This is a genomic window from Methanobrevibacter sp. (genome assembly GCF_017410345.1).
Classification (GTDB): Archaea; Methanobacteriota; Methanobacteria; order Methanobacteriales; family Methanobacteriaceae; genus Methanobrevibacter.
Genome location: NZ_JAFQQZ010000021.1, coordinates 101,599 through 121,463, shown reverse-complemented (window position 1 = coordinate 121,463; position 19,865 = coordinate 101,599). Strand labels below are relative to the sequence as shown.

Here is a 19,865-nt window from a genome sequence, read left to right as displayed (position 1 = left end):
TTTTTTATTTTTTATATTCTATTTTTAATTAATTACTTGATTAACTGATATTTTTAATTAATCAAATAATTAATTAATCCTAAAGTTATAAAAAATTTAAAATATGAAAATATTAAAAAATTAAAATTATTAGAATCATAAACTTTATTCTATTTATAAACGTGATAAAATGCTTTTCAATACTTATGAACCATGGAAATTTGCTTTTTCAGCTGAATCTATAGATTTATACAATTCAGATGACAATGGATCTGAAGATGATTTTGCAAAATCTAGAAAGTGGGGAATCATAGGAGTTCCATTTGACAGCACATGTTCCTATCATCATGGTTCAAGATATGGTCCAACAATAATCAGGGAAGCTTCATTTGGCTTTGAACAGTACAATTCTATATTCGAAAAGCTTTTGGATGGAGAATTCTATGACTGCGGTGACTTGAATGTTGTTCATGGAAACTGCTCTAAAACCTGTGATGCACTTTGTGATTCTGTAAAGGAATTAATAAAAAATGGCATCAAGCCTATTGTTATTGGCGGTGAACATAGCGTAAGCATTGGATCTATTAAAGCTTTATGTGATTTGGAAGAAAGTAAAGACTTGTCCGATGTCACAGTCATCCATTTGGATGCCCATAGGGACATAATCGATGAGTATATCGGTGAAAAGGATTCCCATGCAACCATCATGAGAAGAGTTCATGACTTGAATCCAAAGGAATTGATTCAAATAGGAATCAGATCATTCTCTTTGGAAGAGAAGGAATTCGTTGAAGCTCAGGAAAACATCAGCAGCTTTTTGGCAAAGGACCTTTTTGATGATTTCGATGTCCTTTTGGACAAGCTGGATTCAATCGAAGGAAAAGTCTACATTTCCATTGACATGGATGTGATTGACCCCGCATTTGCCCCCTCTGTAGGCAATCCGACTCCAAATGGATTGCACCCGATTGATGTTGAAAACATTTTTGAAAGCTTGTCAAACAATGAAAAAATAGATCTAATAGGATTTGACCTTGTAGAGGTCGCAAGCGATAAGTTGGGAGACATCACTGCAGTTCTTGCAGCTAAGATGGTTTATGATTTCTTGACATTATTTGCTTAAATATTTTTTCATTGTTTCAATTGTTTTTTTTTCAATTTTTAATCACAATTATTTTGCTGTTTTATTTAGTTATTATTCATTAACAAATAATATAAATATTACTTAAACACATATTTTAATTATAATTTATTATTTAGTATAATGATTTTAGTATAATGATTATCATTTGAATTTAAATCAATTTTACAAATAAAAGATAAAGAATTATCATATTTACAAAATTATAAGGAATTAGGAGATTTTTGATGTATAAAAGAGAGATAGAATTGTCCGGTCATATCATTGATTCATTGACTCTTCCTAAAACAATGGATATCATTATGGATAATGGAGGAGACTTTGATATACTGGAGTTTGAAATAGGAAAACGCAAATCTGATACTAGTAAAGCTAAAATTATGGTTTCAGCAGAATCTCCCGATGTTTTAAATTCTATTCTTGATGAACTTAACTTTATTGGGGTTTCAATATCTGAAATTGAAGAGGTAAACCTAGTGCCTTCCCCAAAAGATCAGGTAGCTCCAGAAGGATTCTATTCCACAAGCCATCACGTAACCCATATCTATTACAAAGGTGAATGGATTCTTGTTGAAGAAATTGAAATGGACTGTCTGATTGTCATTGATGAAGAGAAAAAGACTGCCAGATGCAAGCCAATTGCAGACATAAAGAAAGGTGACTTGATTGTAGTTGGCAGAGAAGGGGTAAAGATCACACCTCCTCAAAGATCCAGAGGAAAGCAAGGTGTATTCGAGTTCATGAACAGTGAAGTCTCTTCTGAAAAGCCAATGATGAGCATCATCAATGATGTTGCAACCGAGATTAAAAACGTAAAGGCAAACGGTGGCAAGATTGCACTTGTCGGCGGTCCAGCCATTGTTCACACAGGTTCTGCACCAATCGTCGCACAGCTTGTCAAGGATGGAATCATTGATGTCATCTTTGCAGGAAATGCATTGGCAACTCACGATATCGAATGTGACCAATTCGGAACTTCCCTTGGTGTAAACGTAAAGACAGGAGAAGTGGTTGCACATGGTCATACCCATCACATGAGAGCAATCAACAGAATCAATAGGTCCGGTTCAATCAAGGCAGCTGTTGAAGACGGAACATTGAAAAGCGGTATCATGTATGAGTGCATTAAGAATGATGTTCCATTCGTTTTGGCCGGTTCCATTCGTGATGACGGACCACTTCCAGATGTAATCACTGACACTGCAGAGTCTCAGAAAATGATGCGTCATTACGCTCAGAAAGTGGATATGGTTATTATGATTTCAACCATGCTCCATTCAATCGCAACTGGTAATCTATTGCCTTCAAGAGTAAAAAGTATCTGTGTAGACATCAACCCATCCACAGTTACCAAACTCGCTGATAGAGGCAGTGCACAAGTTGTAGGTATTGTAACTGATGTAGGTGCATTCCTGCCTGTACTATACAATGCATTACAGGAATAAAATTATTTTTATTCTTTTTTATTTTTTCTTTTTTTAAACTATTTTTAGCTATTTTTTATCATTAAACGATTTTTACTTAATTTTAACCATTTTTAAAGATTTTAAAAACGATTTCTACTTAGAAATTTTACTATTTTTTCACTATCAAAAACTTTTTTTAGAAACTTTTTTTATTAAGTTTTAATAGATTTATTTAATGTAAAAATTATTTTTATAATGAACTTTAAAAATTAAATTTATTTATTAATTATTTATTTTTATCAAATGGTGTAATCATGGTTGAAAAGACTTTTAATGTGGATGGCAATGAGATCATTATCTCTGCTGAAGACCTTGAAGAGATAGAGATTGGAGATATAATCATAGAAGATGCAGAGGAACCTGAAGGAGACCTTATAATAACTGCAAGATACCTTAATGTTGAGTTTGGAGAAGTCTATCCTGCAGAGATTGTCATTGAGGATGGCTTGTTTAAGGAAGTCATTCCTATCATCACCGATGATGAGGATTCTCTTGATTTGGATTATGATGGAATTCTAATACCTGGTTTCATTGATTCGCATATTCATATTGAAAGCTCAAAGCTGTCTCCATCCAATTTTGCCAAGGCAGTCCTGCCATATGGAACCACTTCTGTGGTTGCTGATTCCCATGAGATTGCAAATGTTTTGGGAATTGACGGTATCGATTGGATGGTGGAAGATGGTAGGAAAGTGCCATTTGATTTCTATTATGCCGTTCCATCATGTGTTCCCGCTACAAGTTTTGAAACTTCTGGAGCCACATTAGGCAGTTCGGATGTAGAGAAATTGCTGAAACGTGATGAGATGGTGGCTCTTGGTGAAATGATGAATTTTCCAGGAGTAATTGCTGAAGATGAAGAGGTTTTAAGGAAAATAGCGGCTGCTCATAAGTTAGGAAAGCCAGTGGATGGGCACTGTCCATTATTGACTGGCGAAGACCTGGAAAAATATGTGTCATATGGTATTTCAACTGAACATGAATGTACCAGCTTTGAAGAGGCCATTGAAAAGTCCCGTCTTGGCATGACAATCATGGTTCGTGAAGGATCATCTGCAAAGAATATGGATGCCCTTTTGAATTATGATGACAGATTGAATTATCTGATTGAGGAGGAAATGGCTGGAAGAGTCATTGTCCAAAGTCTTGATGATGCCATGGCCGTTCCGCCATTCGACCTCTTGGTTAGTGATGACATTGATGCAGAGGATTTGTCTGAAGGGCATTTGGATAAATTGGTTAAAAAGGCAATTTCCTTAAAAATCGATCCTAAGGAAGCCATCAAAATGGTCACTTTCAATCCTGCAGAACATTATGGGTTGAATTGCGGTGCGATAGAGGAGGATAGGATTGCCAATTTCGCATTGGTTGATGACTTAAGAAACCTGAATGTCAGCAAGGTTTGGGTTCATGGAGAGCTTGTGGTTGATGAAGGGGAGGTATTGTTTGAAACAGAGGAAGTCCAGTCAAAGCCTAGCATAATTCTAGATGAAGTAAGGCCGGAGGATTTTGATGCTGAAATCGAAATGAGCTGGACCAATTCATTGATGGATGAGACAACCAATGTCTTTGTAATCAATGCCTATGACAATGACTTGATTACAGACAAATCTGAGGAAACAATAATTATCAGAAATGGTGTCCTTCAGCCTGATTTGAAGAAGGACATTGTCAAGATTGCCGTTGTAAACAGGTATGGAGGAAACAATATCACAAACGGGTTTGTAAAGGGATTCCATCTTAAGAAAGGAGCATTTGGAGCTTCTGTGGCTCACGATTCCCATAATATTCTAGTCATTGGAACAAACAGTGAGGATATGGCTAAGGCAGTTAATATAATCAGGGAATCCCAAGGTGGATTGGTGGCTGTCTCAACTGAGGATGACATCTGTGAAGTCCTGGAATTGCCCCTTGCAGGATTGATGTCCAATAGGGATATCGATTATGTTGCAGATAAAAATAGAAAATTGCGGGATGCGGTAAATAGCTTAGGATGTGATTTGACATCTCCATTCACTACATTGTCATTTATGGCATTGCTTGTGATTCCTCACTTCAAGATAAGTGATCAGGGCCTCTTTGATGCTGATGAATTTAAATTTATAGATTTGATACATAATTTCTAATCAGATTTAGCAGTATTGTTTTATAATTGAGGAAACATAATTTCTAATCTGAATTTGATAAATTGTTTTAAAATGGTGATTTTTATGAAAGACATATTTGATGAATGCCGGTTTGGCGAATTTGACCTTAAAAGCAGAGTGATCAGAACCGGAGGATGGGAAAGAGACAGTGAAGATGGAGGATTTATCAAATCTTCAGTCTTTGACAGATATGAGAATATTGCAAAAAGCGGTGTTGGCCTGATTGTCTCTGAAATGTTCGCCCTTGACCCAAAGGATAGGTTCTATCCATACTGTGCAAATATGAACTATAAGGGATTCATTAAGGATTATAAGCAAGTGACTAATCTCTCACATCATTTTGAGATGCCTATTTTAGGGCAATTGGCATTTTTCTTTTATGATGATGGAGTCAATCAGAAGGCAGAGCCTAATGACTTGACCATTGAAGGAATAAGGAAACTGCAGGCAGAAGTGGTAATGGCTGCCAAGAAGTTTTCATATGCTGGATTTGATGGAATCCAAATCAACATGGCCCATAACTTCTATTTGGCAAGATTCATCAATCCATATTTCAATCAGAGAACTGATGAATACGGTGGTAGCACTGAAAACAGATTGAGGATTGTAGTGGAAATCATCAAGTTGATTAAAAAGATGGTGGGCTGTCATGTAAGTTTCAGAATCAATGCCGTTGATGGAAGAAAGGGTGGAATGACTCTGGATGAAAGCTATAAGATTGCTAAGATATTGGCAGAAAACGGTGCAGACAGCATACAGATTACTGCAAGAACCATTTCATTCAAGTTTGGTGAAGATGGAGATCATGCATTCCTCTCATATGCAGATAATTTGGCTAAGGAATTGGACATTCCTTTGATATTGGGAGGTACCTTAAGGGATATGAAGACAATGAATGAGATTTTGAACAAGACAGACATTGAGTTCTTGTCTCTTGCAAAGCCTTTTGTAGCCCAACAGGATTTCCTACTTGAATGGAAAGAGAATGGTGAAGGTGTATCCAGGTGTAAGGGATGCAATAATTGCTATGGTAAGAAAGAAAGCAGATGTTTCCAATTTGGTTAATTTAAACATAGGGATTATTTTAAAAATTATTTTTTTTTATTTTATAGTGGATTATTTTAAATCCCCATTTTTTTATTCAGTATGAGATTATTTTAAATCTCATATCCTTTTTCTATTAATTTTTCCTTTAATATTTTTATGGATTCCTTTTCTTCTTCATTTCCAACTCTTTTTATGATTCTTTCAGATTCCAAGAATCTTTCAAGGAAAATTTTTTGTGTTTCGCTGTTGACGAAATCTATTCTTGAATAATTCACTAAAGCTTCAATCAATGCATGAATTGCTCTATTGAGTGGTCTTGCACATTTATTATTTATTGTAAGCTCCACCACATTCGCCTTGATCATATTGACTTCAGTATCCTTGATGGGGTCATTTTCCCTAAAAGCTGTTTTCAATGTTTCAACTTCACAAATGAAATAAGCGTCTGCATTTGTCAAGTAAGGCAATTCCTTGTTGTTTTTTGTTTCTGAATCGATTCTGCTTAAGTATTCTTCTGGGATTGTACCGACGCTTGAAAGGGTGAACATTAGAGGATTTTCGGTAAGATTTATAACAAACTCCTTATTTGCTTTGATGTTCTTTATTGAATTTCCCCCTTCAAAGATTCTTAATTGGACCTTATCCTTATCCAATACCCTTAGGCCAAAAGGTGCAGCGTTTGATTTTCCGTTTTCATCTATGGTGGTGATGATTGTCTCGTATTGCTGTCCCTTGTTCATCCCAATTTCACTTAAATCGATTTTCATTTCTATCCCTAATCTGTTGTTTTTAAGTTCTAATAATATTTATATAATGCTTTATTATTAATACTTTATAATATAAACTTTTTATAGTATAACTAATAAAATTATATATAATATATTGGAGTTACTAAAAAATTAGCAATGATAGTCTAATTGCTTGAATAAATCATAAATTTTATAGGATTACTATTTCAACTAAAGGGTGATTATATGAAATATCAGATGTATTATGAAATGATGGAACAGCCGGAAGCTTTAAGAAGGACTTTTGCTTCTGAATTGGATAATATGGCTAATATTTCCAAATTGGCTGAATCCGCCGATACTGTTTATTTGATTGGATGTGGAAGCTCCATTTCCACATGCTATTCCATTAGGGATGCATTGGCATCTGTATGCGATTTGAGAATTGAAGTCTTTACAGGCTATGAATTTGTATATAACAAGAAATTGGATGAAGGTGAGAATTCCTTATTCATTGCAGCTTCACAGTCCGGTGAAACTGCAGACACTTTAGCTGCTTTAAGAAGGGCCAATGAGTTTGATATCGATACGGTTTCCATTTCAAATGAGCCTGAAAGCTCTATGATCAAGGAAGCGAAATATCCTGTCATAACATTGGGAAATACTGAAACAGCCATTCTTGGAACTAAAACTTACATTACCCAATTGGCATGCCTTTACCAAATACTATTTGCCGCTTCAGGATATGAAAAGGCAGATGAGATATTGGATCAATTGGCAGCTATGCCTGATTTGATTGAAGAGCTTTTGGAAAGCACTGAAGAGGATAATAAAAAGCTTGCAGAAGAGATGAAAGATGAAGACGGTTTCTATTGTTTGGGAAGCGGTGTCAACTTCGGTCTTGCATATAAACTGGCCATGACCATGCTGATGGAAGGGGCCATCAAGCATGCCTGCCCTCTTTATTCAGCGGAATTCAGGCATGGTCTTATTGAAAGGGCTGAAAAGGATGTTCCTTTGATTTTCCTGGATGCCGATTTGGAAAGTGATGAGTTGACTAAAATAGCCATTAATTTCTCTAAAAACAAATTGGAAGCCAAAACAATTATCTATAATTTAAAGGATTATGCAGACATCAATCCATTGCTTGCACCATTTGTTCTTGTCATTCCTTTGGAATGGTTTGTTTACTACATGGCACACTTCAATGGTGAGGATCCTGGAAGCACAAGACATATTGGCAAGGTAAGATATGAATAATTAATTTTTTATTCATTTTCTTATTTTCTTATTTTTTTATATATTATATTCTAATTTTTTAATAAATTGAAACTTTCATTTTTTTAATTTCCCTTTCAATTTTCATTTTCAGCTATTTTTATCAACTTTTAGTAACTTTTATTAACTAAAATAGAAAAGTTTATAAGTGATGAATTACTAGTATACATTGTGAACAAAAAGTATACTGAAAAATTCCAATTTTTTTAAATTTGTTAAAAATTTCCCAAAAAACTTAAAAAAATTAAGAATTTTGTATACTAAATTAATAAAATGTATACAATCCATAGAAATATTTATAAGATATGAATGATAAAGTATACATTAGACATAAATGTACACTAAGTTTTATAAAAAAATTTTATAAAATTTAAGATCAGATTTATAATTTATAAAAATTTTTATCTATAAAACATAGGTACAAATTTTGTGAATTTTAAAAAATAATGTAAAGGAGATATTAAAATGCCTGAAGATGTAAAAGAAGATATTGAAGTAGAATTTGAAGAAGTTGACGTAGAAGTTGAAGCTTCCAAATCTGAAGAATTCAAAGAAAAAGCTGAAAAACTCAAAGCTAAAGCTGAAGCAAGAAACGAAGCTAACAAAGAAAAACTCGATGAAACCTTGAACAAAAGTAAAGATGTTGCAGGTAAAGTCGGAGAAAACCTCTCTAAAACCATCGATGATGCAATCATTGCAATGAAAACTCTTCAAAGCAACTTTGACACCAAATATCAAGGTTACAAAGAAACTGCAATTACCAATAAGATCACTATTGACTTAGCTGAAAGCAAAGATTTCTACTACTTACAAGCTTACTTAGCAGGTATTGCAAAAGAAGACATTTCCATCGAAGCAACCAACAACTCCGTTACCATCAAAGCATGCTTTGAAAACATCATGAAAAAGATTGAAAGCACTGAAGAAGATCCAGCAACATTAATCGTTTCTGGAATCAAAGAAGGTGGAGCAGAAAGAACTGTTAGCTTAGGTGCAGACATCGTTAAAGAAGAAATTACTGCAAAACATGACAACGGAATTTTATTCGTAACTATACCAAAAAGAGAAATTCCAACAACCAAAATAGACATCGAATAGATTTGTTTACATAATATATCTCAAACCTTTTAAGAATGGATTTATTCGACAAATATATCTCAAACCTTTAAAAAGATTAAATTAATTTTTAATCTTTTTTTAATATTTTTAAATTAACATTAAACACCTTAACTTTTTTTGATTTTTGCAAGATCATCTTGCAAAAATATTTTTTTATTTAATTTTCACATCTATTTATAATGCATATTTTTTTAATATTTTTCATGACACATATTTGAAAAGTTTTTTCATCCTAAGTTTTATAAAAATTTCTAAAATTTTAAAATATTAATAATCCATTACTATTTTTACTAATAAATAAAAAATTCAAATGTAATTGAGAAATAAGTATTATATAATATAGATATGGGAATTTAAGAAAATTTAAGTAAAAAAAGGGAAAGTTTTAATACTAAGTTGTGATAAAATATTACTATACTATTATAACGGAGGTGAAAAATATGGCAATTCCTAAAGCTCCTGTAAATAGGATTATTAAAGAAGCTGGTGCTGAAAGAGTAAGTGATGCAGCAGTAGTCGCATTAGTAGAATACTTAGAAGCCGACGCAGCAGCAGTCGCAAAAAAAGCAATTGAATACGCAAAAATTGCAAAAAGACAAACTGTAAAAGCAGAAGACATTGCATTAGCAGTAGACAAAGAATAAGTTCATAGCTTATCCTTTAAAAAACTTTAATAATATTTTATTATTTTTTTACTATTTTTTTATATTCTTAATTATTTTTACTATTTTTACTATTTTTACTAATTTTTACAATATCTCGGCTATTTTAGGATTTATTATTTTTAATAAAAAAAAGAAATGATAAATAAAAATTAATCTAATTATTTTAATATGATTATTTTTAATAAAAAAGAAATTGATAGATGAAAATCATATTTTCAAACTATCTTGAGCTATTTTAACACCTAAATCGTAAGCGTCTTTCAAGTCAATCGGGAAATGTTCCTCTTTTCTTTTAGCTTTCAATTCTGGATCAAATGCATAATTTTCATACTTTGAGTAATCGGAAAATTGGAAAGTGTCATAAACTTTCAAAGAATATGGCTTTGAATATAAGTTTTCCATAGCATTTTCCAGAATATCAAACTTGTTTCCATAAAAATATTCAAATCCCTCTTCTGTAACATTCATGGTATAGATCATTCCGATAGGCATCCTTTTAGGGGCATTGGACTCTCCTCCATAGACAAGCGCGGAAAATAGGAATCTTTCCAAAAAGGACCTAAGTTCTCCGGTTATCTCACCGAAGTAAATCGGACTTCCAAATATTATGCCGTCAGCATTCTTGATTTTAGGAAGCAATTCTCTCAAGTCATCCTTGATTGGGCACTGTGCATAGTATTTGCCTCCGATTCTCTTGCAGTGAAAACAGGATTTGCATCCTTTGAAATCCAGATCATAAAGATGAATCTGATGAATGTTTATGTCCTCCTCATCATGGTTCTTTTTCAATTTGTCAAAAATGCCTTCACTTGCCTTTTCCAAAAGTTGAGCAGTGTTATACTTTTTTCTTGGACCGCCATTCACAATATAAAAATCCATAAAATCACCTTTTATAGAAATAAAATTAATAAAAATAAATAAATTAAAATAATAATCACAATAACAAATTAGAATAAAATTTTTGAAAAAGTAGAAAAATAGAAAAATGGATGATGGATTATGTCAAGTCGAAATAATTCTCATCATCGAAGTCTTCTTCTTCCTCTTCAATTCTTTCCCTTTTTTCCACTTGTGTAATTAAATTGATAATCTCTTCGATACCTTCACCTTCTGCAGCTGAGATAAGCAAAGGATTCTCAGTCTTGTCAATGTACTGCTGGACATAATCATGTCTTATTCCATCATACTCAGCAATGTCCATCTTATTGAACAAGTAGATGATAGGAGCATCAAATACGTTTTGAATCTCCTCCAGAAGGTTGTACTGATTTTCAAGAAGGTATCCGCAGGTTTCGGATCCGTCAAAGATGAAGAGTATTGCATCAGCCAAGTGTTCAAGAGCAACCATAGCATTCATTTCAATGTCATTCATGTCTCCAATTGGTCTATCCAATAGACCTGGAGTGTCAATGATTTGGTAATGCTTCCAGTTTTTCTCAAAGTGACCGATTTGAATACCTTTTGTAGTGAATGGATAGTTAGCCACTTGAGGTTCTGCATCGGTAATGTGGGTGAGCAATGTTGATTTTCCCACATTTGGAAAACCTGCAATTACAATGCTTATCGCATCAAAGTCAACAGTAGGCATGTTTCTCAAGCTTTGCTTAGCGAAATCCAGGAAGTCAAGATCCTTTTCAATCTTATGCACAACTGATGAGATTCTTCCGTAAGCCTGTTTTCTAAGTCCGGTTGCACGTTCGGAAGATGACTTTCTAATCTTTGCACCATATTCCTTTTCGAGTTGGGTAATGATACCATAAGCCCAATTAAGCGCACCTAATGCCTGCTTGAAATCATCCACACCTACAGTGATGTCAATATAATCCTGATAGAATTCAGGAAGCTCTTCGATTTCAGGGGTACGGTCCAATATCATTTTAAGTCTATCTTTGATTACTTGGCAAGCGGTAATCACTCTGGTCTCTTCGATACGTTTGCCCTTCAAGTGTTTAGGCATCTTTTCTCCCCTTCTCAAATCCGCTGCCTTCTTACCTCTTCTGAAACCCTTATCTAATAATTCATCTGGAGTTGGAATAGTTGGTAACATCATTTTTTATCACCGTATAATCATAATAAGTAATTTTTTTTAATAATTTTAATAATTTAATAATTTTAATTATTTCTTTAATTTTTATAATTTTAGTAATTTTTAGTAAAATATAATTCTTTATAAGTCTAATTTTTAATTGTTTAAGTTAATACTTTTATTAAAGGCTTTATTTAAATATTTGCCCTTGGAATTTGTATACTTTTGTATTTTCATCTAGCCATGCATCTGGTCTGAGTCCTGCCTTCATGCAAGTGTGTGATAGGAATTCCTCCTTATCCATATTGTGTTCAGGAGCCACCTGTGGCAGTAACAGTCCCCTATAGAAACCTCTCTCTACAATCAGCCCATCCTCACCAATAATGATATTGTCCAAATAGTCAATTGGCTTTTCAACTTCAATGAGTGCAGGTTTTGTTAAGACAGTAATTTCATATTCAAGGGAATCCAATTCGCTTTCATCAACACTTGGGAAACGTGGATCTCGAATAGCTGCAGAAATCGCTGAATCGATAACTGCATCAAGAAGTGGATAGATTGGTTCAGGGTAACCTATGCATCCCCTAAGATTATTGTGCTTGTTTAGTGTTACAAAAACACCAAGTTCCTCATACATATAGTCAGGACAATCTGAAGGTGTGTCAATTTTTCTGTTTTCTTTCACATATGTTTCAATAGCATTTCTTGCAAGGTCAAGTAAATATTTTCCATCATTTTCATTCAACATATTTTTCACCTTCAAATTTTTTTAAGAATTTTTTAATTTTATAATTTTTATTTTTTTTCAAAATTTTTAAGAATTTTTCTCAAGAAATATTTCATTTTCGTTTAAAATATCATTTTTCAACCACTTCATCTACATATCTTTTTATCAATTTGTTTACTATATATTATGAATCGTTTATTTTAATTCTAGCTTCAATTAAATTAATAGTTATAAAAAAATTATAATAAAATAATTAATTTGATTTTCAGTAAATAGTAGATAGTAATTTTAGCAAATTTTTCATGATATTTTTTCTAAATTTAGCTGCTTCCACCTACCATTGCATTCAATATTCTGGTGTGTGGACCACCATCACCGACTGGTGCAGTCTGTCCACCTTTTCCACAGTAACCGACACTGAGCTTGAAGTCGGAACCTATTCCATCAACACCGTTAAGTGTTTCAAGAATATTTCCTGATAATGAAACATCCCTGAAGTGATCTTTCAGTTCACCGTTTTCAATCTTGTATGCTTCAGATGCATTGAATTGGAAAATTCCCTTACCTGTATCAACTTGGCCGCCTCTTGAACCCTTAAGATAGATTCCATCCTTGATGTCTTCAATGAGCTCTTCAAAGCTTAAGTCACCTGGTTCAAGGAAGGTGTTGCTCATTCTTACAATAGGCTGGTCGCTGATTGATGACCTTGCATTTCCTGTAAGTGGAATGTTTAGCTTGCCTGCACTTTCCCTTGAAGTGAGGAATGAAACAAGCTCTCCATTTTTGACAAGCTGGTTCTTTCTGGTCTTTACTCCTTCAACATCATAAGGATAATATCCGAAACCGTCCTTATAGCTTGAATCGTCATATATGTTTACAATATCACTACCTATCTTCTTGTTCATTTGATCATGCAATATTGAATCATCCTGCAAGACCAGGTCTGCCTCTACAGCATGGCCTACAGCTTCGTGAATGAACACTCCAGTCAGGTTGTTGTCTGCCACAATTGGGAATCTTCCGGAAGGGGCAGGCTTTGCATCCAAGAGTTCAGTTGCCTTTTCGCCAATCTTTCTTCCAAAGGATTCAATGTCTGCATCCTGCAAGACTTCGAATCCTTTCACTCCGCCTAGGCTTCCGTGATTGAATTGGATCAGTTCACCGTTTGAAGCTACTGCATTCAATGCAAGTGCAACTCTGGAACTGTCTACGATGATTGTGCTTCCTTCAGTGCTTACAAAAGCGCTTTTGCTCTCGCCGTCAGAATAGCTGACGGTTGTGCTGACCACCTTTCCGACATTGCTTGCCTTATTCGCTTCCTGTATCAGTTCCTTTTTATCTTCGATTGTAACATCACTTACAGCTATTTTCCTATCAGTCTTGACCTTATCCTCTACGATTTCACATTCTGCAAGTTCAATGTCACCTGTGAGTGAGTTTGATATCTTGATGGCCTTTTCACTTATCTCTTCCAATTTGGAGAAATCGTTTGTTGAAGCGAATCCCCATGCTCCATTATTGAGTACCCTTATTCTAGCAACAGTGGAAAGACCTGTATTGATTTCCTGAATCTGATTGTCTTTCATGATTATGCTTGTATTGTTACCTTTTCCTGCCCTTATGTCTGCATAATCAACCTTGTCTTCAATTTTAGTCAGTATCTGTTTAAATAAGTCTATATGCTCTTCCATTTTAAGACTCCTTTTTGATTATATTTTTTATATATTTTTATAAAGATTATTCATTTATTATTTTATTGTTTTTAATAGATATAACTATTCATATATTGACTTTTTAGGATTTGAAAAAATTATTATTTTTTTAATTAATTAAAAATTTTTATAATTTACAATAAATTATAAATAAAATTTTAAAGATATATTTAATCATGACTAAACATGAATTGAAAGTTAAGCCTATTGAGAATGGTACTGTGATTGACCATATTCCAGCCAATAAGGCACTTCAGGTATTGAAGATATTGGGTCTTCCAAAGGAAGGAAGCAGTGTGACCCTTGCCATGAATGTCTCTTCAAGATTAGGCCATAAGGATATCGTAAAGTTTGAAAATAGGGAATTGGGCCATACTGAAATCGATAAGATTGCATTGATAGCTCCTGATGCCACCATAAACATCATAAGGGACTATGACATTGTTTCCAAGCAGCAGGTGAAATTGGTAAAGGAATTGAATGGAATCGTAAAATGTACCAATCCTAAGTGCATTTCAAATACTGATGAGCCGATTGAAAGCAAGTTCTATCTTGTTGAAGAGGATCCGATTACAGTAAGATGCCATTACTGTGAAAGATTGGTTCAAGCGGATGAGATTTATAATCAGTTTGAATGATCTTCATACTTTTTATATTTTTTAAACTATTATAATAAATTATTTTAATCTATTTTTCAGGTGTTTTTATGTGGGAAATGTTTTGGCCGGTGCTGCTTGTTGTCTTGTCAAATACCTTTTATAATATCTGCACTAAATCAACTCCATCAAATGTAAATGCCTTTGGCACATTGATGCTTACTTATTTAACTGCAGCAATTTTGACAGGAATTATATTTTTATTCTTAGTCAAGCCGGAGAATGCCATTATTGAATTGTCCAAGGTAAACTGGACTTCAATTGTCTTGGGCATAGCCATTGTCGGCTTGGAATTAGGTTATATTTTCATGTATAGGGCAGGCTGGAAAGTCAGTTCTGGAGCACTTGTAGCAAATATCTGTTTAGCTATTGCATTGATATTTGTTGGTGCCATATTGTATGGTGAAAATATCACTATAAAACAAGTAGCTGGTATCTTAATATGCTGTGCAGGCTTATTTTTAATTAATATGGGTTAAATTAATATAAACCTATTTTCTAGAAAATTTAAATCTATTCTGTTTTTAAAAAAAGTAATTAAAGAAGTTAAATAACTTCTTCAATCAAATGATTGGCCAATCTTAAGGCCAATGCTAAAATTAATAATATTGGTGGCTTTCCAGGAGACATTGGAATTACGCTTGCATCTCCAACATACAATCCATCGATTTCTGTTTTTAGGTTCTTGTCAACCACATCTCCGATTGCTGCGGTTCCTCCAGGGTGGGCTCCCCTGAATATTGTTGAAGTCATGGTAGTTGGATCGACTCCTGCCTTCTCAAGTATTGAACCTGCTGCAGCACATCCCTGAGCCAGCCTTCTGATGTCATCGATTGTATTGAACTTGAACACATTTCCATCTGCGTCAACGCTTCCCACCATATCATCCTCAACCTTAACCATTATGCTTAGGATATCCTTATCTTCAACATCTGGGTTTGATTCCTTTAGGTATTTGGCAATAAATGATGAGAAGTGAGGTGCCAGGATGTATTCCTTTCCTATGGCAAGCCCATTCATCTGAACCTCTGAATTATATCCTATGTCTTTCAAGACTCCTCCAACACTTACAAATGGGTCAAAGAACAGCTTGTTTCCTGCATCAATTCCTGATTTTTGAAGGATTACCGCTGAATCAACTGCTCCTGCACATAGAATTACAAGGTCTGAGTCAATAGTTTCTTTTGCATTGTCCTTAATGTATTCCACGCCAGTGATTTTCTTATCAGAAAAGATTACTTTGGTCACTTCCGCTTCGGTAATCAGCTCTGCACCGTTTTCCACTGCAATGTCAATAAAGTCCTTTCCGCTCCATTTCGCATCTCTTGGACAGCCGAATGAACATTTGCCGCAAGGCTTGCAGTCTTCATCTCTCATGAACTTAGGCATTCTTATTGCATCGAATCCCAATTCATTTGCAGAGTCTATGAAGAGTTGTGTTCCCTTTCCAATGTGGTCATCATCCATCTGATGAACTCCAAGCAATTCCTCCACCTTGTCATATTCATCGGATATGTCTATTCCAAGATCCTTGAATTCATCTTCAAGGATTCTTACTCCGTTTCCTGCAGCTACGATTGTTGACCCTCCAATACAAGTGGTCTTCAATAAGTCGAGACTGTTTGTATTCTTCAAGCGCTTATCGTAGTATTTCATGTCATAATATTCATATGAGTCCTTGCTTTTTATGTATGGTCCCCTTTCCAAAATTGTCACTGGAATCTTTGCCTTTGCAAGTTCCATGGCAATTATTGATCCTCCAGCACCGGAACCTATTATTACAACCATTTTTTCTCTCCTTTTTTTTGATTTGTTTTTTTTAAATTAATTATTATTTTTGTCTTTAATAATTAATTATTTATCCCTTCATGATTTTATTAGTTTTTTATAATATATAAAATTAACAATTGTTATATTTCATTTCAAAAAAATTATTGGAATAAGCACTGCTTCCAGCACTTATTCTCTATACTTTAATCTTATTTTAGGAATATTTCAATGAATTTAGCATAAGCCGGTCTTGTGATGAATACACCAATCAATACCCCTATGATTGTAGTGAATGCGAAACCTGCGATGGTACCGATACCGCTGCTTCCTCTTGCAAATCCAACGTATGCAAGTGGGAGCATTGCTGCAATCAATGTTCCTGCAGATGCGAAGATAATGAACAATGCATTCTTTACATTCATTTGGGTTCTGGTTCTTCTGTGTCTTGTGTTTTCATCATCGTGGTGCAATACCTCATCTGTAATGATGATCTGGTCGTCCACCCCAGTACCTACAGATGCAATCAAACCGGCAATTGCCGCAAGGTCTATATTCCAATGGATAATTGAAGCCACTCCTAAGATAATTATTATCTCAGAAATTGTTGTAATCAATATTGGAATTGCTAGGAATGCCCTTCTGTATCTGATGTATACAACTAATGCAATACCGAGTATTGCAAGGAGTCCTGCAATCAAGGCACCTTGTGCAAACTGTTGACCTAATTCAGGTGAAACTGTATTGGAACCGATTGTATGAATCTTCACAGGCAATGACCCGGTTTTCAATACAGTAAATACTGTATTGGATTCCTCTTTTGCGGTTTCAACGTCAGCTGCGCTTCCTGTCACTTCAACTTCAGCCACAGGTTCTCCACTTGCGAGACCTTCAGAAAGTTGTGGAGGATGCTCATCAATCTGCTTTCCATCCAGATACATTACAACTTCATGTCCGCCTTTTCCCTTGGCAAGCTCTGCAAAGTTCTTTGCCCCTTCTGTTGTCAGTGTGAAAGGCACATGCCATTCTCCGGATTCTCCAACAACCGGTGCTTCAACAGAAGCGACATCACTACCTGTAAGAACGGTCACGTTGTCTATCTTGGCTTCAAAGATACCAGGATTTCCAATCAGTCGCTCCACCTCTTCAGGTGTCTTTCCAGCCATTTCAACTATGACCATCTGGTCTCCGCTTGACCTTACCTTTACATCGCTTACACCGTAAAGGTTAAGCCTCTTATCCAAAACGGAAGTTACAATCTTCATTGTACTGTCATTGACAGGATGTTCCAGTTGCAGTTGAATGGAAGATCCACCTTTCAAGTCTAGTCCCTGTTCAACTCCAAGGAAGCTAATGCTTAAGATACTGATTATGAGGAATACTAAGAGGATAATTACTTGTCTATCTTTAAAGAATTTTGATAAATCACTTGCCATAATTATTTCCCTCCTTTTCCTTTTTGCTTTTTAGCTTTACGCTTATTGCCTTTCTTACCGGATTTTTGCTTCTTGGACTTTTTGCTTGAAGATTCCTTTGGAATATCCATTGCTTCGGATTCTTCCATATTGTCTATTTTTTCAAGCTCTTCCTGAATCTTGTTCATCACTTCATCATCTTCAACTTCCGCTCTCTTCTTGAGTTTGTCTTTAAGACCTAATTTGGATTTTTTCTCATCTGAAGATTTTTCTCCTTTTGAAGATTTTGAAGATTTGGATGATGATGAACCTACATTATACTTTTCTTGCTTTTTGCCTTGTCTCCAATCGATGTAGGTCTTAAGAATTCCCAAGTTCATCAGCCAAGTTGAAAGAATGTCTCCAATCAATCCGATTACCAGTACTGCAGAAATATTGCTTAATGTAGTTGCTTCCGGCATGATAAGCTTGGTGACTATGAACAGAATTGCCATTGCAGCTATTGCAGCAAATGACATGGTCAAACCGGTATACATAGCGTTTTTAGCTCTGCTTTCAACAGTTCCTTCTCTTCTTTTCAAAAGTCTTGTGGTAAGAAGAATATCTGTATCCACACTGTACCCAATAAGCATTAATAATGCACCTACAGATGCTATTGACAGTGGAATCTTGAATATTGACATTCCACCAAGAGCAATGAGTATATCACACAATGCTGCAAGGATGATTGCTACAGATGGCACAGGTTCTCTAAATACAATAAACACGGTAATTGCCATGAACAGGAATGCAAAAATCATAGCGATATAGATTTGTTCCATTGCCTCTTCACTTAAGACAGGACCGATTTCATTATAGCTGATGACCTTTGCCTTTCCATTTATGGCGCTTGTAAATGTACTTGAATTGATATTGTTTTCCAGTTCCACAGTAACCTTATTGTTTCCATTATTTGTCACTTTTATATTGTTGGTGTCCAGTTTTGCATCAAGGGTGTCTTCCAGTTCGCTAGGAGTGACAGAACCGATTAGTTTCAATTCAGCTATTGAACCTCCCTTTAAGTCAACGCCTTGTTCCAGGCCATTGAAGCCTATAAGAACCAATGATAAAAGTGCAAGAATAATAGGGATTGCAATGAGGATCTTGTGGTTTTCCATCATTTTCTCTAACATTTTTCTTTTGCACCTATTAAACTAGTTTTTTAATATGTGATAATAATATAAAAATTAGAATTAATCATTATATTAAAATTATACATTAATAATTTTCTAATTTATAGTATTAAATAGTTTGCTTAATTAACATTTCAATATTGGATTGAAAATGAAAAATTGATTTAAAATTGTTAAAAATATTAAAAATAGTGTTGAATATATTAAAAAAGTTTATGATGTAAAAAGTAAAAAAAGAATGGATTCAGTATAAGTCTAAATCCAATGTTACAAATAGGCTATTAGTATCCCTTTGGAGTTGTTTAGGACTTTTGTCCTTGACTTTTAGATTGAATTGCTGGACTACCCTTGCACCTCTTGCCCTTACCTTCATTTCCATTTTTCCCAAGGTGGTTTCTCCTTCAGAGCTATTACTGGTGGTGAAGAGTACAATATCCTTTCCTCGCAAGTCGCATCTGTCAATCAGTGTAATTATAGCAGGGGTAGGATTGTTTGCCCAAGTAGGAGTGCCTATGTAAATAGTATCATATTCTTCAAGATCAAGAGTCGGAGGATAGATTTCTGTTTTGGTTTCTCTAAATGCATCAACAGCTGAACTCAATCTATTCACGATTCCGTCACGTCTCTTCAAGTCCTTGATTTGACAGATATCGCATCTTAGATTAAGTGCAAGTGTTTCTGCAACTACCTTTGTCTTTCCTCCTTCTGAATAGTATAATATTATCCTTTCCATGGTTTTCCCCTTGAACTATTTTATAAAGAATAATCTATTTAAATATTTGCTTAGCTAAAATGTTAGGCTTTTAGTTATTTAAATATT

At 34.6% G+C, this 19,865-nt stretch carries 18 protein-coding genes; 9 read left to right on the top strand and 9 right to left on the bottom strand.

Features of this window, described 5'->3' with window-relative positions; genetic code table 11:
- The first annotated feature begins 169 nt into the window (after positions 1-169).
- From speB to IJE13_RS02800, 4 genes are all read left to right on the top strand, one after another.
- A complete protein-coding gene (speB, locus tag IJE13_RS02815) occupies positions 170-1,102 on the top strand; it encodes an agmatinase (protein WP_292776796.1) in 933 nt (310 codons plus the stop codon).
- A gap of 245 nt (positions 1,103-1,347) precedes the next feature.
- Positions 1,348-2,565, top strand: a complete 1,218-nt coding sequence (locus IJE13_RS02810; RefSeq protein ID WP_292776794.1) for a TIGR00300 family protein — start codon at positions 1,348-1,350, stop codon at positions 2,563-2,565.
- A gap of 275 nt (positions 2,566-2,840) precedes the next feature.
- Positions 2,841-4,712, top strand: coding sequence for an adenine deaminase (gene ade / locus IJE13_RS02805; RefSeq protein ID WP_292776792.1), 1,872 nt, complete (start codon positions 2,841-2,843; stop codon positions 4,710-4,712).
- 84 nt (positions 4,713-4,796) lie between these two features.
- Positions 4,797-5,798 carry an NADH-dependent flavin oxidoreductase gene (locus IJE13_RS02800; protein WP_292776789.1) on the top strand — a complete coding sequence of 334 codons (1,002 nt, stop codon included), beginning with the start codon at positions 4,797-4,799 and terminating at the stop codon, positions 5,796-5,798.
- A gap of 92 nt (positions 5,799-5,890) precedes the next feature.
- Here IJE13_RS02800 and IJE13_RS02795 read toward each other — a convergent pair whose 3' ends face one another.
- Positions 5,891-6,547, bottom strand: a complete 657-nt coding sequence (locus tag IJE13_RS02795; RefSeq protein WP_292776786.1) for a DUF447 domain-containing protein — start codon at positions 6,545-6,547, stop codon at positions 5,891-5,893.
- 207 nt (positions 6,548-6,754) lie between these two features.
- Here IJE13_RS02795 and IJE13_RS02790 point away from each other — a divergent pair, with 207 nt between their 5' ends.
- From IJE13_RS02790 to IJE13_RS02780, 3 genes are all read left to right on the top strand, one after another.
- Positions 6,755-7,768: an SIS domain-containing protein gene (locus tag IJE13_RS02790; RefSeq protein WP_292776784.1), complete on the top strand. Its 1,014-nt coding sequence runs from the start codon at positions 6,755-6,757 to the stop codon at positions 7,766-7,768.
- A gap of 483 nt (positions 7,769-8,251) precedes the next feature.
- Entirely contained in the window at positions 8,252-8,884 is a 633-nt protein-coding gene (locus tag IJE13_RS02785; RefSeq protein WP_292776781.1) for an Hsp20/alpha crystallin family protein, read from the top strand.
- Positions 8,885-9,345: 461 nt separating this feature from the next.
- The gene (locus IJE13_RS02780; RefSeq protein WP_292776778.1) at positions 9,346-9,549 is read left to right on the top strand and encodes a histone; all 204 of its coding nucleotides are present in this window, start codon (positions 9,346-9,348) and stop codon (positions 9,547-9,549) included.
- A 228-nt stretch (positions 9,550-9,777) separates the two neighbouring features.
- On the opposite strand, the gene IJE13_RS02775 is transcribed toward IJE13_RS02780, so the two are convergent.
- The 4 genes from IJE13_RS02775 to IJE13_RS02760 all read right to left on the bottom strand — a co-directional run bounded on the left by IJE13_RS02775 (position 9,778) and on the right by IJE13_RS02760 (position 14,014).
- Positions 9,778-10,449 (bottom strand): flavodoxin family protein, encoded by a 672-nt coding sequence (locus tag IJE13_RS02775; RefSeq protein ID WP_292776775.1) that lies wholly within the window; start codon positions 10,447-10,449, stop codon positions 9,778-9,780.
- A 118-nt stretch (positions 10,450-10,567) separates the two neighbouring features.
- The gene (locus tag IJE13_RS02770; RefSeq protein WP_292776773.1) at positions 10,568-11,620 is read right to left on the bottom strand and encodes an NOG1 family protein; all 1,053 of its coding nucleotides are present in this window, start codon (positions 11,618-11,620) and stop codon (positions 10,568-10,570) included.
- 166 nt (positions 11,621-11,786) lie between these two features.
- A complete protein-coding gene (locus tag IJE13_RS02765) occupies positions 11,787-12,344 on the bottom strand; it encodes a TIGR00296 family protein (protein WP_292776771.1) in 558 nt (185 codons plus the stop codon).
- Positions 12,345-12,643: 299 nt separating this feature from the next.
- On the bottom strand, positions 12,644-14,014 hold the full coding sequence (locus tag IJE13_RS02760) for a TldD/PmbA family protein (protein WP_292776769.1): 1,371 nt from the start codon (positions 14,012-14,014) through the stop codon (positions 12,644-12,646).
- 197 nt (positions 14,015-14,211) lie between these two features.
- Here IJE13_RS02760 and pyrI point away from each other — a divergent pair, with 197 nt between their 5' ends.
- Together pyrI and IJE13_RS02750 are read left to right on the top strand one after the other, a co-directional pair.
- Positions 14,212-14,673, top strand: a complete 462-nt coding sequence (gene pyrI / locus IJE13_RS02755) for an aspartate carbamoyltransferase regulatory subunit (RefSeq protein ID WP_292776767.1) — start codon at positions 14,212-14,214, stop codon at positions 14,671-14,673.
- 68 nt (positions 14,674-14,741) lie between these two features.
- Entirely contained in the window at positions 14,742-15,170 is a 429-nt protein-coding gene (locus IJE13_RS02750; RefSeq protein ID WP_292776764.1) for an EamA family transporter, read from the top strand.
- A 67-nt stretch (positions 15,171-15,237) separates the two neighbouring features.
- On the opposite strand, the gene IJE13_RS02745 is transcribed toward IJE13_RS02750, so the two are convergent.
- From IJE13_RS02745 to IJE13_RS02730, 4 genes are all read right to left on the bottom strand, one after another.
- The gene (locus IJE13_RS02745; protein WP_292776760.1) at positions 15,238-16,479 is read right to left on the bottom strand and encodes a GMC family oxidoreductase; all 1,242 of its coding nucleotides are present in this window, start codon (positions 16,477-16,479) and stop codon (positions 15,238-15,240) included.
- 191 nt (positions 16,480-16,670) lie between these two features.
- Entirely contained in the window at positions 16,671-17,894 is a 1,224-nt protein-coding gene (locus IJE13_RS02740) for a preprotein translocase subunit SecD (protein ID WP_292776758.1), read from the bottom strand.
- Between the two features lie 2 nt (positions 17,895-17,896).
- On the bottom strand, positions 17,897-19,045 hold the full coding sequence (locus tag IJE13_RS02735) for a protein translocase subunit SecF (protein ID WP_366514844.1): 1,149 nt from the start codon (positions 19,043-19,045) through the stop codon (positions 17,897-17,899).
- A gap of 244 nt (positions 19,046-19,289) precedes the next feature.
- Complete coding sequence (locus tag IJE13_RS02730; RefSeq protein ID WP_292776755.1) at positions 19,290-19,778, bottom strand: flavodoxin; 489 nt, start codon at positions 19,776-19,778, stop codon at positions 19,290-19,292.
- Positions 19,779-19,865: the final 87 nt, after the last annotated feature.

What these genes read in the sequence shown, in the direction of transcription:
- ade (WP_292776792.1), top strand. Translation starts at nt 2,841, where the DNA reads ATGGTTGAAAAGACTTTTAATGTGGATGGCAATGAGATCATTATCTCT.
- IJE13_RS02740 (WP_292776758.1), bottom strand. Translation starts at nt 17,894, where the DNA reads ATGGCAAGTGATTTATCAAAATTCTTTAAAGATAGACAAGTAATTATC.
- IJE13_RS02770 (WP_292776773.1), bottom strand. Translation starts at nt 11,620, where the DNA reads ATGATGTTACCAACTATTCCAACTCCAGATGAATTATTAGATAAGGGT.
- IJE13_RS02775 (WP_292776775.1), bottom strand. Translation starts at nt 10,449, where the DNA reads ATGGATTTTTATATTGTGAATGGCGGTCCAAGAAAAAAGTATAACACT.
- IJE13_RS02750 (WP_292776764.1), top strand. Translation starts at nt 14,742, where the DNA reads ATGTGGGAAATGTTTTGGCCGGTGCTGCTTGTTGTCTTGTCAAATACC.
- IJE13_RS02730 (WP_292776755.1), bottom strand. Translation starts at nt 19,778, where the DNA reads ATGGAAAGGATAATATTATACTATTCAGAAGGAGGAAAGACAAAGGTA.
- IJE13_RS02810 (WP_292776794.1), top strand. Translation starts at nt 1,348, where the DNA reads ATGTATAAAAGAGAGATAGAATTGTCCGGTCATATCATTGATTCATTG.
- IJE13_RS02785 (WP_292776781.1), top strand. Translation starts at nt 8,252, where the DNA reads ATGCCTGAAGATGTAAAAGAAGATATTGAAGTAGAATTTGAAGAAGTT.
- pyrI (WP_292776767.1), top strand. Translation starts at nt 14,212, where the DNA reads ATGACTAAACATGAATTGAAAGTTAAGCCTATTGAGAATGGTACTGTG.
- IJE13_RS02800 (WP_292776789.1), top strand. Translation starts at nt 4,797, where the DNA reads ATGAAAGACATATTTGATGAATGCCGGTTTGGCGAATTTGACCTTAAA.
- IJE13_RS02795 (WP_292776786.1), bottom strand. Translation starts at nt 6,547, where the DNA reads ATGAAAATCGATTTAAGTGAAATTGGGATGAACAAGGGACAGCAATAC.
- speB (WP_292776796.1), top strand. Translation starts at nt 170, where the DNA reads ATGCTTTTCAATACTTATGAACCATGGAAATTTGCTTTTTCAGCTGAA.
- IJE13_RS02760 (WP_292776769.1), bottom strand. Translation starts at nt 14,014, where the DNA reads ATGGAAGAGCATATAGACTTATTTAAACAGATACTGACTAAAATTGAA.
- IJE13_RS02735 (WP_366514844.1), bottom strand. Translation starts at nt 19,045, where the DNA reads ATGTTAGAGAAAATGATGGAAAACCACAAGATCCTCATTGCAATCCCT.
- IJE13_RS02780 (WP_292776778.1), top strand. Translation starts at nt 9,346, where the DNA reads ATGGCAATTCCTAAAGCTCCTGTAAATAGGATTATTAAAGAAGCTGGT.
- IJE13_RS02745 (WP_292776760.1), bottom strand. Translation starts at nt 16,479, where the DNA reads ATGGTTGTAATAATAGGTTCCGGTGCTGGAGGATCAATAATTGCCATG.
- IJE13_RS02765 (WP_292776771.1), bottom strand. Translation starts at nt 12,344, where the DNA reads ATGTTGAATGAAAATGATGGAAAATATTTACTTGACCTTGCAAGAAAT.
- IJE13_RS02790 (WP_292776784.1), top strand. Translation starts at nt 6,755, where the DNA reads ATGAAATATCAGATGTATTATGAAATGATGGAACAGCCGGAAGCTTTA.